Source organism: Mesorhizobium sp. C277A, from assembly GCF_040324395.1.
Lineage (GTDB): Bacteria > Pseudomonadota > Alphaproteobacteria > Rhizobiales > Rhizobiaceae > Mesorhizobium.
In genome coordinates this window covers 2,888,029-2,902,127 of sequence record NZ_JAMYVW010000002.1, presented here as the reverse complement: position 1 = coordinate 2,902,127, position 14,099 = coordinate 2,888,029, and the positions used below count along the sequence as shown (strand labels likewise).

Here is a 14,099-nt window from a genome sequence, read left to right as displayed (position 1 = left end):
CAGCGTCGGCGCGCGGCGCTGCCTTTCTGATTCACCTTATCTCCTCAACTCATTGATAACAGAGCAAAACTCATGAAATCGCATGCAAAGGTCGTGGTCATTGGCGGTGGCGTCGTCGGGTGTTCGGTGCTGTTCCATCTGGCCCGCCATGGCTGGACCGATGTCGTGCTGCTGGAGCGCGACGAGCTGACCTCGGGCTCGACCTGGCATGCGGCCGGCGGCATGCACACGATCAATGGCGACCCCAACGTCGCCAAGCTGCAGAAATACACGATCTCGCTCTACAAGGAGATCGAGGAGCTGTCGGGACAGGCGACCGGCGTACATCTGACCGGCGGCGTGCTTCTGGCGGCAACCGAGGCGCGGCTCGACTGGCTGCGCGGCGTCGTCGCCAAGGGGCGTTACCTCGGCATCGACCTCGAGGAGATATCGGCCAACGAAGCGGCCGAGCTGATGCCGCTGCTCGACCCGAAACAATTCGTCGGCGCCGTCCGCAACAAGGAGGACGGCCATCTCGATCCCTCCGGCGTGACGCATGCCTATGCCAAGGCCGCGCGGAAACTGGGCGCGGAAGTAGAGCGCTTCACCAAGGTGGAAGACATCGTCCGCCGTCCCGACGGCATGTGGCGCGTCATCACCAACAAGGGCGAAGTGGTGGCCGAGCATGTCGTCAATGCCGGCGGGTTATGGGCGCGCGAGGTCGGCCGCATGGTCGGGCTGGAACTGCCGGTGCTGGCCATGGAGCACATGTACCTGATCACCGAGGATATGCCGGAAGTCGCCGCCTGGAACGCCAAGACCGGCACCGAGATCATCCATGCCGTCGATTTCGATGGTGAGCTGTACCTGCGCCAGGAGCGCGGCGGCATGCTGATGGGCACGTATGAGAAGGCCAACAAGGTCTGGTCCGAATTCCAGACGCCGTGGAATTTCGGCCATGAACTGCTGGAGCCGGATATCGACCGCATCGCGCCGTCGCTCGAAGTCGGCTTCAGGCATTTCCCGGCCTTCGAGAGGACCGGCATCAGGCAGATCATCAACGGCCCCTTCACCTTCGCGCCGGACGGCAATCCGCTGGTCGGGCCGGTGCGTGGCCTTCCCGGCTTCTGGGTCGCCTGCGGCGTCATGGCGGGCTTTTCACAAGGCGGCGGCGTCGGCCTGGCGCTGTCCAACTGGATGATCGAGGGCGATCCCGGCGCCGACATCTGGGCGATGGATGTCGCGCGCTACGGCGACTGGGCGACGATGGCCTACACCAACGCCAAGGTGCGCGAGAACTATTCGCGCCGCTTCTCTATCCGCTTCCCCAATGAGGAGCTGCCCGCCGGGCGGCAGCTGAAGACGACGCCGATCTATGATCTGCTGTCGGCCAAGGGCGCGCAATGGGGCGTGTCCTATGGGCTGGAAGTGCCGCTCTGGTTTGCGCCCGAGGGTGTCAAGGACGAGTTCTCGTGGCGGCGGTCCAGCGATTTTTCCCATGTCGCCAATGAGGTCGCGACTGTTCGTGAGAGCGTCGGCCTGGCGGAGATTTCGAACTTCGCCAAATACAAGGTGACGGGAGGAGGGGCGGCCGCTTGGCTCGACCGGGTCTTTGCCTGCAAGTTGCCCAAGCCAGGCCGCATGACGCTGGCGCCGATGCTGAAGGATGACGGCAAGCTCATCGGCGATTTCACGCTGGCCAATATCGGTGCCACCAATTCCAACGGGACCGAGTGGTTCATCGCCGGCTCCGGTATCGCCGAGCAGTATCATATGCGCTGGTTCGAGGCGCATTTACCTGCGGATAGCTCAGTGCGCATGGAGGCGCTGGGGCAGAAACTGACCGGTCTGGCGATCGCCGGACCCAAGGCGAGGGAGGTGCTGGCGAAGGTCAGCCGCGCGGATGTCGCCAACACCGCATTCCCCTTCATGGCGGTCGCGAAAATGGACATCGGCACGGCGCCGTGCCTGGTCGGCCGCGTCAGCTACACCGGCGATCTCGGCTACGAGATCTGGGTGGCGCCGGAATATCAGCGCGCTGCCTTCCAGGCGTTGATGGCGGCAGGCGCGGAATTCGGCCTCGGCCTGTTCGGCTCGCGCGCGCTCAATGCGCTGCGGCTGGAGAAAAACTACGGCTCATGGGCGCGTGAATACCGGCCGATCTACGGGCCGCTGGAGGCCGGGCTCGACCGTTTCGTCGCCTATGGCAAGGATGCCGATTTCATCGGTAAAACCGGCGCTCTTGCCGAGCGCAAGCAGGGCGGCAAGCTCAGGCTGCGCACATTTATCCTCGACGCCGACGATGCCGATGTCATCGGCGACGAGCCGATCTGGTACGATGGCGCGGTGCGCGGCTGGGTGACGTCGGGCGGCTATGCGCATCACTCGAAGAAATCCGTCGCCATCGGCTATGTACCGAAGGAGATCGCAGACAAGAGCGACGGCTTCGAAATCGAACTTTTGGGCAAGCGCCACGCGGCGCGCGTTCAGGCAGCGCCGCTCTTTGACGCGAACTTCGAGCGAATGCGCGCCTGAAGCGCTTCGGCTTCGCCGAGGCGCTTCAGATTCTTGTTTTGTGCAAGTCGTTTTTTGTGCAAGTCGTTATCCCAAAACCGCTGCGCACTTTTGGGCGACATGCATCAGGCGCGTCAGGTGCTGCGGCGGTTGTCGAGCGCGAAGGCGCCGGCGCCGGCAAACACCAGATAGAGGAAGATGAAGCAGAAGGAGATTGCCGCGTCGCCGCTGTTGTTGACCGGGAAGAAGTCGCGCGGGTAGTGCGCCATGAAATAGGCGATGGCCATCTCGCCGGCCAGAAGGAACGCGACCGGGCGGGTGAACAGACCGAGCGCCAGCAGGATGCCACCGGCGAACTCCAGGATGCCTGCCGTCGCCGTCAGGCCGGTAAGAGCGTGAGGCTCGGCGCTGACCGGAAAATTGAACAGTTTCTGCGAGCCATGTTCGACGAACTGCAGGGCTGTGATGATGCGCAGGACGCCGAGTGCCTGCGGCTGAAATCTGGCGAGACCGTCAAAAAGCTTCATCTAAACTCCATTTTTCCAACCCTGCGGCCCGGCCATAAATTATCACCCGGCGCTGGACCATTCACTTCGCGTGGCCTGTCATCAACAATCGGTGATTGGAAATCACTTCCAGTCTGGACTCCGAAATTTGTTCTCGTTATGGTTGCATACAGCTCGTTTAAGTTGTATACCTGCGTGTAGACACTCCAAACCAAACGGGTTCCTTCGCCATGAAAAAAGTCGCCATCAGCCTGTTCGCAATCCTCGCAAGCACCAGTTTCGCCGTGGCCGCTGAAGCTGGCTGCGATGGCTTCAAATGGCCGGTGACACGCGAGCAGGAACTGTTTCCGGCGGCGCCCGCCGCGCAGTCCGGTGCCTCTCTTGCTTTCGGCGAAGCCGCGGATATGGCGCTGGAGCCGGTCGATGCGGTCAGCTTCACGGTCTCACCGCAACGCGCGCCGGCAGCCGGCACGTTCGGCGCGACGGCAAACGTGGCCGTGCCACCGGAAGGAGAGCTCCAGATCAGCCTATCCGACGAGGCCTGGGTTGACGTCATTCAGGATGGCCAAGCCGTGAAATCAGCAGGTTTCACCGGCGTGAAGACCTGCCCCGGCATCCGCAAGAGCGTGCGCTTCAAGCTGACGCCTGGCGCAGCCACGATCCAGCTCAGCGGCGCCAGGAAAGAGAACCTCAAGGTTGCTGTGCTGGCGCCAGAGTGACCGCCCCGGACGCGCCTCTCATCGCACCGGCGGCGCGATGAGAGCAGTTCCGTGCAGGCGAGTACCGGAGGGGATCAGCGGCCCGGCGCGATCAGCGCGAAATAAGCGCCTTGCGGATCGGTGAACTGGGCAATCCATTGGCCGGTCGGCACCGGCATCGGACCCATGACAATTTTGCCGCCATTGTCGGTGACGCGTTTGGCGGCTGCGTCGATGGCGTCGACATTGAAGTAGAACAGCCAGACCGGCACCGGCAGCTGTTGCGGCTTGTTCATGATGCCGCCGCCGGATTCAGGGCCGGCTGAGAAGGTCTGATAGATGCCCATCTCGCCGACGTCCATGCTACCGGCATCAGTCCAGCCGAACTGGCTGGAGTAGAAATCGAAGGCCTTCTGGCGGTCGGACGCATAAAGCTCGTGCCAGCCGACATGGCCCGGCGTCGTTGCCGGAAGGACGGGCTGGTCGGGACCATTGGGCTGCAGGAACATGAAGGCGGCGCCTTGCGGGTCGGCGACGACGGAGAAGCGGCCGACGCCGGGAATGTCGTCGGGTTCGCGGTGAACAGTCCCGCCGGCGGCTTTCAGTGCCTCGGTCGAGGCATCGGTATCGCTGGTGTGCACATAGCCGAACCAGGCCGGCTTCAGACCCGTCCTGGCTGCTTCCTCGGGCAGGGTCATCAGCCCGCCCACGCCACGCTCGGCGGAGTTCACCACGATATAGCGCGGCATGCTGGGCGCTTTGTCGAAGGGCTCGGCCCGCCAGCCGACCACGGTGGTGTAAAATGCTTGCGCCGCATCGAGGTCGCTGGTCATCAACTCGTACCAGAAGAAGGGCATTGGGGATTTCGGCATTTTCGGTCTCCTCACCTTCATGCATAGATCGTCGTCCGATCCATCAAAGGACGTTTTCAGCGACGCAAATCCGACAGCGAAGCGGAGAAAGTTCAACGGCTGCGTTGACACGTCGTTCCGCACTTCGGCCCACCGGCGGCTTGCACATGCGGCGGTTTTCGACTTTCCTTGGGCAAACGAGGGGTAGTCGTTTCATGCGCCTTATGTCGCTCACGCCTGAGCTTGTGTCACTGTGTCATCGCGAAGAGGTCGATCCCGGACCCGACTGCAGTTGGACGCAGCTGAACGATGAGGATTACCGGACCTTGGCCTTGCGGCTGTCTGAAGAAGCAGACGAGGGGCCTTTGTGGGTGTTCGCCTATGGCTCGCTGATCTGGAAGCCGGCTTTCGAATCCGTCGAACGCCAGCGCGCCACTGCTTTCGGCTGGCACCGCTCCTTCTGCCTCGACATGGTGCGCTGGCGCGGCAGCGTCGCGCAGCCGGGGCTGATGATGGCGCTCGAACGCGGTGGCCGATGCGACGGCGTCATCTACCGCCTGCCCGACGGCGACAAGCCGCAGCAGATCGAAAGACTGCTGCGGCGCGAGATCGACGATCATGAGAGTGTCAGCTCGGTCCGGTGGGTTCCCGTGCGCACCCAGCAGGGCCGGATACGGGCGCTCGGCTTCTGGGTCGGGGTGACGGGCAGGGGAACCTCGCTCGGGCAGCCGCTGGACACGGTGGCGGGGGTGCTTGCCAGAGCCTGCGGCCATGTCGGCTCAGGCGCGGAATATCTCTACAACACCGTCAGCCACCTCGAGGAATTCGGCATCCGCGACCGCAATCTGTGGCGGCTGCAGCAACTGGTTGCCGACGAGATCCGGTCGATCCATGGCCGCTACGAGCTCCGGCCTTTCGCCCGTGCCATAGGCTGAAAGCCATAACATGAGTAGTCAAATCATATTATGAGCTAGTCTTTTCAATGGCTTGCGGCGAAAATTGACCAATTGATAAAAAAATAAAACGTGCTAGCCTTCCCCAAAACGAAAACGTGGGGAACTGACGATGCCAGAAGGCCAGTTCAAGGACGGCATTGCCGGCGGCCGGCTTGCCGCCGACCAGTACGCCGAGAATTTTTCCGACCTGCATCCGCCGCTCGATCACCACGAGGCGCTGGTCGAATCCGACCGCTGCTATTTCTGCTACGATGCGCCGTGCATGAATGCGTGCCCGACCTCGATCGACATTCCGCTGTTCATCCGCCAGATCTCGACCGGCAACCCGATCGGTTCGGCCAAGACGATTTTCGACCAGAACATATTGGGTGGCATGTGCGCCCGCGTCTGCCCGACCGAGACGCTGTGCGAAGAGGTCTGCGTGCGCGAGGTGGCGGAAGGCAAGCCGGTGCAGATCGGCCGCCTGCAGCGCTACGCCACCGATGTCGCCATGGCCGAGCACAAGCAGTTTTATCCGCGCGCTGAAACAACCGGCAAGTCGGTCGCCGTGGTCGGCGCCGGGCCGGCCGGCCTCGCCGCCGCGCACCGGCTCGCTCGCCACGGCCATGACGTTACCATTCTGGAAGCCCGCCCGAAGGCCGGCGGCCTCAATGAATATGGCATCGCCGCCTACAAGAGCATCGACAATTTCGCCCAGGCCGAGGTCGACTATGTCACGGGGATCGGCGGCATCGATATCCATAACGGCAAGGCGCTCGGCCGCGACTACCAGCTGTCGGATCTGATCCTGAATTACGATGCCGTCTTCCTCGGCATGGGGCTTGGCGGCGTGAATGCGTTGCGCACGGATGGCGAGGACGCCGATGGCGTTGTCAATGCAGTCGAATTCATCGCCGAACTGCGCCAGGCCAGCGATCTCTCGAGCCTGCCAATCGGCCGGCGCGTCGTCGTCATCGGCGGCGGCATGACGGCGATCGACGCCGCCGTGCAATCGAAGCTGCTCGGCGCCGAGGAGGTGACGATCTGCTACCGGCGCGGCCAGGAACACATGAACGCTTCCGAGTTCGAGCAGGATCTGGCTGCCGCCAACGGCGTCACCATCCGCCACTGGCTGCAGCCGAAGCGGGTCATCACTGAGGCCGGCAAAGTGTCGGGCATCGAACTCGAATACACCGCGATGAACGGCGACAGGCTTGCCGGCACCGGCGAGCGGCTTACGCTGGCCGCCGACCAGGTGTTCAAGGCGATCGGCCAGAGCTTTGTGCCGGCGGCACTCAACGGCAGCGGTGCTGCGATCGAACTCGAAGCCGGCCGCATCAAGGTCGACGCAGAAGGGCGCACCTCGCTCGCCAATGTCTGGGCCGGCGGCGACTGCATTTTTCGCGGCGACGATTTGACGGTATCGGCCGTCGCGCAAGGCCGCGATGCGGCGGAGAGCATCAACCGGAGTCTGGCACAGGGATAGAGATCATGGCCTCAGTGGAATCAGGCATCGCGCGTCACTACGACGTCTCGGATCTTGAGCAGCACATTCTTGCCGTGCTCGCCGATACCGGCGTGGAAATTGCCCATCTACGCGCTGGCGATCTCGAAGCGGTCGACGAGTTCCACATTGGCGGTATCGCCGCCACCAGGGAACTCATCGGCCAGATGGGTTTGAAGCCGGGGGCCAGGCTGCTCGACATTGGTTCCGGCGTGGGTGGTCCAGCCCGCTTCGCCGCCAACAATGCCGGCGCCGATGTCACCGGCATTGATCTGACGCAAAGCTATGTCGACATCGCGACCAGCCTGTCGAAGCGGGTGGGAATGGCCGACAAAGTCCGGTTCGTGCAGGGCAGCGCGCTGGACATGCCGTTCAGCAACAAAAGCTTTGATACGGCCATGATCCTGCATGTCGGCATGAATCTTCCCGACAAGAAAAAGCTGATGAGCGAGGCGGCGCGTGTGCTCAAGCCGGGCGGCGTCTTTGCCGTCTACGATGTGATGCGGCTCAAGGCAGGTGCGCTGACCTATCCGCTGCCATGGGCATCCGACGAGAGCATGTCCTTCGTTGCCACGCCCGACGACTATCGTTCGGCTGCCGCCGCCGCGGGGTTCTCTGTAACCGCCGAGCGCCCTCGTGGCGCCTTTGCCATCGAATTTTTCGACACGATACGGGCGCGCATGGCTGCGGCGCAGGCGGAAGGAAAAAAGCCGCCGCCTGGCGTTAATCTTATCATGGGCGAGAACGCCGGCACCAAGATCGCCAATCTCACCCCCGCGCTTAAAGGCGGCATTCTCGCACCCGTGGAAATGCTCGTTCGTCTCGGTTGAAAGGGACCTGTCATGGCAGACATCCGCAACAATTTCGTCGGCATCAAATCGCCCAATCCGTTCTGGCTGGCTTCGGCGCCGCCGACCGACAAGGCCTACAATGTCATCCGCGCCTTCAAGGCGGGCTGGGGCGGTGTCGTGTGGAAAACGCTGGGCGAGGAAGGCCCGCCGGTGGTCAATGTCAACGGCCCGCGTTATGGCGCGATCTGGGGCGCCGACCGCCGCCTGCTCGGCCTCAACAATATCGAGCTGATCACCGACCGCGATTTGCAGGTCAATCTGCGCGAGATCAAGCAGGTCAAGAAGGACTGGCCCGACCGCGCCATCGTCGTCTCGCTGATGGTGCCATGCGTCGAGGAAAGCTGGAAGGCGATCCTGCCGGTGGTCGAGGAGACCGAAGCCGACGGCATCGAGCTCAATTTCGGCTGCCCGCACGGCATGTCGGAACGTGGCATGGGCGCGGCTGTCGGCCAGGTGCCGGAGTATATCGAAATGGTGGTGCGCTGGTGCAAAGCCAACACCCGCATGCCTGTCATCACCAAGCTGACGCCCAACATCACCGATGTGCGCAAGCCGGCGCGCGCCGCCCACGCCGGCGGCACCGACGCGGTGTCGCTGATCAACACCATCAACTCGATCACCGGCGTCGATCTCGACAGTTTCGCGCCGCAGCCGACCATCGACGGCAAGGGCTCGCATGGCGGCTATTGTGGCCCGGCGGTGAAGCCGATCGCCATGAACATGGTGGCCGAGATCGCCCGCGATCCCGAAACGCACGGCCTGCCGATCTCCGGCATTGGCGGCATCACCACCTGGCGGGATGCTGCCGAGTTCATGGCGCTCGGCGCCGGCAATGTGCAGGTGTGCACGGCGGCGATGACCTACGGCTTCAAGATCGTGCAGGAGATGATCGCCGGTCTTGAAAACTGGATGGACGAGAAGGGCCATGCCTCGCTCGACGACATCGTCGGCCGCGCCACGCCCAACGTCACCGACTGGCAGTATCTCAACCTCAATTACATCGCCAAGGCGCATATCGACCAGGACGCCTGCATCAAATGCGGCCGCTGCCACATCGCCTGCGAGGACACCTCGCACCAGGCAATCACCAACATGGTCGACGGCGTCAGGCATTTCGAGGTGATCGAGGCCGAATGCGTCGGCTGCAATCTGTGCGTCAATGTCTGCCCGGTCGAGAACTGCATCACCATGGAGCCGCTGGCCGCCGGCGTGATGGACCAGCGCACCGGCAAGCCGGTGTCGCCGGTCTATGCCAACTGGACGACGCACCCGAACAACCCGATGGCCAAGGTGGCTGCGGAGTAGGGGACGGGTCGAAGAAAAAAGCGGCGCTTTCGAGCGCCGTTTTTCATTTTCCTATTGCAGATAAATTTTATCTAGGATAAAAGATATCCATGAATAGGAGCGCAACATCGTGAAGCTGGGCGAGGGTGTAGAAGCGGCCATCCATTGCGCGGCCACACTGGCCAGCGTGGAGGGCAACAGCACGATACCGGGTGCTGCTTTGGCAGAGTCCTTCGGCCTGTCGCCGAGCTATCTGCTGAAACATCTGAACCAGCTGACTGCTGCGCGCATCCTGGAATCGGTGCCGGGACCGGCGGGCGGCTACCGGCTGGCGCGTCCGGCCGAGCGCATCACGCTGCTCGATATCGTGCTTGCGGTCGAGGGTCGCGAGCCGGCCTTCCGCTGCGGCGAGATCCGCCAGCGCGGCCCGGTCAAGATCGATGCTTCGGCCTATGTGAAGCCGTGCGGCATCAATGCCGCGATGCTGAAAGCCGAGCGTGCCTATCGTGCCGCTCTCGCGGAAACCCGGTTGTCCGACATCGTGGCTGACTACAAGGCCGAAGGCGATCCGCGATCGTTTGCCGCCAGCTGTGCCTTTGTGGCGCGCCATCAGCGGCCGCAGAAACCCGCTGCAGCCAAACAGATTTAATCCCCCGCCAAACAGATGTGAAAGGAAAGACGATGAAACAGAGACTGCAATTCTTCGCCAAGGCGCCTGAGATCATGAAAGCCGTGTCGGCGCTCAACAAGGCGGTCGACGAATGCGGGCTTGAAGTGAGCCTGCTGCATTTGATCAAGCTCCGCGCCTCGCAGATCAATGGCTGCTCCTACTGCGTCGAGATGCATAGCCGCGAGGCGAGGCGCGATGGCGAAACCGAGACACGGCTCTATCTGGTTTCGGCCTGGAAGGAATCGCCGCTGTTTTCCGAGCGCGAACGCGCGGCGCTTGCTTGGACCGAGGCAACGACCCTGATCGCCAACAATGGCGTTTCGGACGAACTCTATGCCCGCACGCTAGAGCACTTCTCGGAAGAGGAACTGGTCAAGCTGTCGGTCGCGATCGGCATGATCAACACCTGGAACCGGCTCTGCATCCCGTTCCACGCCATTCACCCGATGCCGGCGGCCAAAGCAGCCTGACCGTGCGGTTAGTCATGGAGCGCCGTGGAAAGGGCGGCGCTCCACCTGTTTCATGCTTAAGTACGGGGAAGATTTCATGCCTGTCGATTTGCCTTCGACCCTGTTGTTTCTCGGCCGCCTGTTGCTTGGCGGCGCCTTCGTTGTCGCGGGACTGCGCAATGTTCAAAACGAGGCGTTCCTGACCGGGCTGATGGCCGCGCGCGGCGTGCCGCAGGCGAGATTGGCGTTGTGGGCCGGCATCGTCCTGCAGACCGTTGCCGGCGCGCTGGTGATGGCCGGCCTGTGGACCGCGATCGCCAGTGCTGTGCTGGTGCTGTTTCTCATTGTCGCGACGCCGATGTTCCACAATTTCTGGGACCATCAGGGCCCGGACCGGGCCTCGCGCATCAACGGCTTCGTCGGCAACGTCGCCCTCGCCGGAGGCTTTCTCACGCTGATCGCACAGTCGCTGTAAGGTCACGCCGCGAAGCGCAAACCGCCATCGCAGGTCAGCACCTGGCCGGTCATAAAACCGTTGGAGACGAGGAAGGCGATTGCACCGGCGACGTCTTCGGCGTGGCCGATCCTGCCGACAGGGGTCTTACCTGCATAGTCGGCAAAGACCGCCTGCCGCTGCTCGTCAGGCAAAAAGTCCCACCACGGCGTGTCGATGACGCCGGGCGCAACGACGTTGACGCGCAGCGGTTTCAGCTCCACCGCCAGGATCGGCACCACGGTCAACAGCATGCCGTTGACGGCGGCGATGCCGGCAACGCCGGGCGCGGTCAGCTGCGCCGATACAGCCGAGATGAAGGTCACCGATCCCGATTTGTTGAGCGTCGGCAACGCTGCCTGCAGGCAGGACAATTGCGGCCGGACCTTCTCGTCGACACCACCGGCGATGTCGGCAAGATCGAGGCTTGCGAACGGCCCAAGTCCCTTGCCGCCGCTAGCAGCCAGCACAAGGTGATCGAAGGGTCCGAGGCGCTCGAAGAACTGACGGACCTCGTCCGGCTTCGAAGCATCGAAGGCCGCCTTGTCGGCGGCACCGCCGAGGCTCTTCCAGGCGCTGTTCAGCTTGTCCCGGTTGCGTCCGGTGATCGTCACCTTCATGCCCGGGCCAAGCAGTTTGCGCGCCGTCGCCAGGCCGATGCCGGATGAGCCGCCGATGATGACGGTGTGTTCGATCTTGCCGGTCATGAATGTTGTTCCTTCGATTTTGGGGAAGCCTGGCCGACGAAGTCGAGGCTCAGGGTTCGCAATTGCTGTCTGGCCTTGGCGTCATAGGCTTGTGCGTCGGCGCGGGCCTCCCTTTGGCCGTCGAAATAGAGGCCGCTGCGGCCCTCCAGCGCGGGCGATGTCGCGAGGTTGAGAATGGCGTCGGCGCCGGTTTCGACCGAGCTCCATGGCGTCACGCCGGCCTGGCGGACCATGGTGGTGTTCATGTAGCTCGCCGGATGCAGAGCGTTGACGGTGACGCCGCTGCCTTTCAACTCTCCGGCCAGGTCGATGGTGAACAGGATCTGCGCCAGCTTGCTCTGGCAATAGGCGCGCACGCCGTCATAGGAACGTGTCAGCATGACATCGCCGAAATCGATCGCCTGCTGGCCGGCCGAGGCGACGTTGATGATGCGCGCCGGCGAACTCGCCTTGAGCAGCGGCAGCAGTTCCGAGGTCAGCAGGAAACCGGCGAGATAGTTGACCGCAAAGCGCAGTTCGAAGCCGTCGGCGCTGAGCTGTCGCTTGGCGCCGGCCGTGCCGATGCCGGCATTGTTGATGAGGATGTCGAGCCGGTCGGTTTTTGCGCGTACGGCCTCGGCGAGGCGGCGGACCTCGGCTAGCGAGGCGAGGTCCGCGGCGAGGAACTCGGCTTTGCCGCCGGCGGATTCGATTTCTGCGACGGTTGCCTTGCCGCGAGCCGCGTCACGGCCATGCACCAGCACGCGCGCGCCGCCGTCGCCCAGCCTTTGCGCGACGGCGCGGCCGACGCCGTCGGTCGAGCCGGTGATGAGGATTGTCTTGTCTTTCAGGTCCATGTCGGGAGCCTCCATATTCGCTCTGGATGCCAAGATGGTGCGCTTTGCGCTCGCCAAACAGTTCAAACTTTATCCTGGTATCGATACTGCTATACTGCGCCCTCATGGATGCTTCCGCACCATCGCCCGAAGACAGCCGCCGGCGCGAGCTTGGCGCCTTCCTGCGTTCGCGCCGCGAACGGCTTTCGCCGTCAGCCACCGGCATTGCGGCCGGCGCGAGGCGGCGTACGCCCGGTCTGCGCCGCGAAGAGGTGGCGATGATCGCCGGCGTCGGCACGACCTGGTACACCTGGCTGGAACAGGGCAGGGATGTGCGGCCTTCGGTGGAGGTACTGACGGCGCTTTGCGAGGCCTTGCGCCTCGATGCCGCCGAGAAGCGGCATTTGTTCACGCTGGCCGGCCGCCAGCAGCCCGAGCGGCGGCGCATTACCCCGGTCAAGGTCGAAGGTCCCCTGCTGCACATGCTGCAGAGTCTCGTCCTGCAACCGGCCTATATTGTCGGGCCGCGCTGGGATGTGCTGGCCTGGAACGCCGGGGCGGTTGCCATTTTCGGCGATTACGGCTTGTTGGAGGGCGACGCCCGTAACATCCTCCATGGCGTGTTCACCGATCCGCACCGGCGCCATTTGCTGGTCGACTGGGAACAGCTGGCGCGCGCCACCCTTGCGGCGTTTCCCGCCGAGAGCGCGAAATACACCGGCGACCCGGATTTCGAGCGGCTGATCGCGCTTATGATGCGGTCGAGCCCGGAGTTCCGGGAGTGGTGGCCGCAGCGAGATGTGGTGCATCGTCTCTCCGGCAAGAAGTATCTGCGCCATCCGATCGCCGGCGCGATGGCGTTCGAGCATATGAGCCTGTCGATCGATGACGGCTCGGACATGAAGCTGATCGTCTACACGCCGCTGGCCGAGCAGAATTCGGTCGCCAAGCTGCAGGCATTGGTGGACGCGCTGCCTGTCGAACGGCGCAGTGCCTAGTTGACGTTGTGAATGCAAGTTCCCACCTCTCCGAGACAATTTCCGGGGAGGCACATAGATGATCTTTTTAAGTCATAATCACGCGGACAAGCCCGTTATTGAACCGGTTGCACTTCGGCTCCGCGAAATTTTTGGGCAGGACAAGGTTTTTTACGACAGCTGGTCAATACAGCCAGGCGATGGCATCATTGATAAAATGAACGAAGGCCTGACTTCGCCAAAGTTTGTTTTTTTCTTTGTTTCTGGAAAAAGTCTTCAGAGCAACATGGTCAAGCTCGAATGGCAGAACGCATTATATAAAGCCACGAAGGGCGAGTGCAAAATCATTCCCGTTCGTGTGGATGGCTCCACGATGCCGCCTGTACTTCTTCAGAACGTCTACATCGATATGTTCGCCAATGGGATTGAAGCAGCGATTGTTCAGATCGTGAATGTCATCCAAGGAAATAATACGTTCACCCCGCAGCATATGGGATTCTCCAATCTCACCTATAGCTTTTCAGGTAATCCGTCTGTTGCCGTGGACATCGTAATTTCGGCTTCTCACCTCATGGAGCCGAATCCCTCATTTCTTGTTTTGATAGACAACGAAGAGGGTGAAATCAAAATCGAGATGAACGGTGGAGTGCCGCATCGGGGTGGGTTCAACAAAGGCATCACCCTGGACAACGGCATAGTGGTGAATGGCTTTGCTATTGCTCCACTCGGCGGAGCCATCACACCTAAAATGCCGACGAAGCTAAAGATCACACCGCAACAGGGCAAGCTCGTAGCGTTTAGGGGAGTTCTTCATCAGGCATCTTATGACGAATGGAAAGCAATACCTCCAAGGAACTGAGCATCAC

15 protein-coding genes are annotated in these 14,099 nt (G+C 62.4%); 11 read left to right on the top strand and 4 right to left on the bottom strand.

Annotation, left to right across the window (positions count from 1 at the left end):
- Window positions 1-72 precede the first annotated feature (72 nt).
- Window positions 73-2,514: a GcvT family protein gene (locus NKK52_RS14495; protein WP_023682201.1), complete on the top strand. Its 2,442-nt coding sequence runs from the start codon at window positions 73-75 to the stop codon at window positions 2,512-2,514.
- Between the two features lie 113 nt (window positions 2,515-2,627).
- On the opposite strand, the gene NKK52_RS14490 is transcribed toward NKK52_RS14495, so the two are convergent.
- Window positions 2,628-3,020: a DoxX family protein gene (locus NKK52_RS14490; RefSeq protein WP_023682200.1), complete on the bottom strand. Its 393-nt coding sequence runs from the start codon at window positions 3,018-3,020 to the stop codon at window positions 2,628-2,630.
- 209 nt (window positions 3,021-3,229) lie between these two features.
- Here NKK52_RS14490 and NKK52_RS14485 point away from each other — a divergent pair, with 209 nt between their 5' ends.
- Window positions 3,230-3,718, top strand: coding sequence for a hypothetical protein (locus tag NKK52_RS14485; RefSeq protein WP_023682199.1), 489 nt, complete (start codon window positions 3,230-3,232; stop codon window positions 3,716-3,718).
- 74 nt (window positions 3,719-3,792) lie between these two features.
- Here NKK52_RS14485 and NKK52_RS14480 read toward each other — a convergent pair whose 3' ends face one another.
- Window positions 3,793-4,569 (bottom strand): VOC family protein, encoded by a 777-nt coding sequence (locus NKK52_RS14480; protein WP_023682198.1) that lies wholly within the window; start codon window positions 4,567-4,569, stop codon window positions 3,793-3,795.
- Window positions 4,570-4,763: 194 nt separating this feature from the next.
- Here NKK52_RS14480 and NKK52_RS14475 point away from each other — a divergent pair, with 194 nt between their 5' ends.
- From NKK52_RS14475 to NKK52_RS14445, 7 genes are all read left to right on the top strand, one after another.
- Window positions 4,764-5,483, top strand: a complete 720-nt coding sequence (locus tag NKK52_RS14475; protein ID WP_023682197.1) for a gamma-glutamylcyclotransferase — start codon at window positions 4,764-4,766, stop codon at window positions 5,481-5,483.
- A gap of 130 nt (window positions 5,484-5,613) precedes the next feature.
- Window positions 5,614-6,969, top strand: a complete 1,356-nt coding sequence (locus NKK52_RS14470) for an NAD(P)-dependent oxidoreductase (RefSeq protein ID WP_023682196.1) — start codon at window positions 5,614-5,616, stop codon at window positions 6,967-6,969.
- Window positions 6,970-6,974: 5 nt separating this feature from the next.
- Window positions 6,975-7,817, top strand: a complete 843-nt coding sequence (locus NKK52_RS14465; protein WP_023682195.1) for a class I SAM-dependent methyltransferase — start codon at window positions 6,975-6,977, stop codon at window positions 7,815-7,817.
- A 12-nt stretch (window positions 7,818-7,829) separates the two neighbouring features.
- A complete protein-coding gene (preA, locus tag NKK52_RS14460) occupies window positions 7,830-9,143 on the top strand; it encodes an NAD-dependent dihydropyrimidine dehydrogenase subunit PreA (protein WP_023712066.1) in 1,314 nt (437 codons plus the stop codon).
- Window positions 9,144-9,252: 109 nt separating this feature from the next.
- Window positions 9,253-9,771: an RrF2 family transcriptional regulator gene (locus NKK52_RS14455; RefSeq protein ID WP_023682194.1), complete on the top strand. Its 519-nt coding sequence runs from the start codon at window positions 9,253-9,255 to the stop codon at window positions 9,769-9,771.
- Window positions 9,772-9,803: 32 nt separating this feature from the next.
- Window positions 9,804-10,262, top strand: coding sequence for a carboxymuconolactone decarboxylase family protein (locus NKK52_RS14450; RefSeq protein WP_023668206.1), 459 nt, complete (start codon window positions 9,804-9,806; stop codon window positions 10,260-10,262).
- Between the two features lie 76 nt (window positions 10,263-10,338).
- Window positions 10,339-10,716, top strand: coding sequence for a DoxX family protein (locus NKK52_RS14445; RefSeq protein WP_023682193.1), 378 nt, complete (start codon window positions 10,339-10,341; stop codon window positions 10,714-10,716).
- Between the two features lie 2 nt (window positions 10,717-10,718).
- On the opposite strand, the gene NKK52_RS14440 is transcribed toward NKK52_RS14445, so the two are convergent.
- Together NKK52_RS14440 and NKK52_RS14435 are read right to left on the bottom strand one after the other, a co-directional pair.
- The gene (locus NKK52_RS14440) at window positions 10,719-11,441 is read right to left on the bottom strand and encodes an SDR family oxidoreductase (protein ID WP_023682192.1); all 723 of its coding nucleotides are present in this window, start codon (window positions 11,439-11,441) and stop codon (window positions 10,719-10,721) included.
- Complete coding sequence (locus NKK52_RS14435) at window positions 11,438-12,277, bottom strand: SDR family oxidoreductase (protein ID WP_023682191.1); 840 nt, start codon at window positions 12,275-12,277, stop codon at window positions 11,438-11,440. The genes NKK52_RS14440 and NKK52_RS14435 overlap by 4 nt, the downstream gene beginning before the upstream one ends.
- A gap of 104 nt (window positions 12,278-12,381) precedes the next feature.
- On the opposite strand from NKK52_RS14435, the gene NKK52_RS14430 reads away from it, so the two are divergent.
- Together NKK52_RS14430 and NKK52_RS14425 are read left to right on the top strand one after the other, a co-directional pair.
- On the top strand, window positions 12,382-13,254 hold the full coding sequence (locus NKK52_RS14430) for a helix-turn-helix transcriptional regulator (RefSeq protein WP_023682190.1): 873 nt from the start codon (window positions 12,382-12,384) through the stop codon (window positions 13,252-13,254).
- A 58-nt stretch (window positions 13,255-13,312) separates the two neighbouring features.
- Window positions 13,313-14,092, top strand: coding sequence for a toll/interleukin-1 receptor domain-containing protein (locus tag NKK52_RS14425; RefSeq protein ID WP_031197933.1), 780 nt, complete (start codon window positions 13,313-13,315; stop codon window positions 14,090-14,092).
- Window positions 14,093-14,099 lie beyond the last annotated feature (7 nt).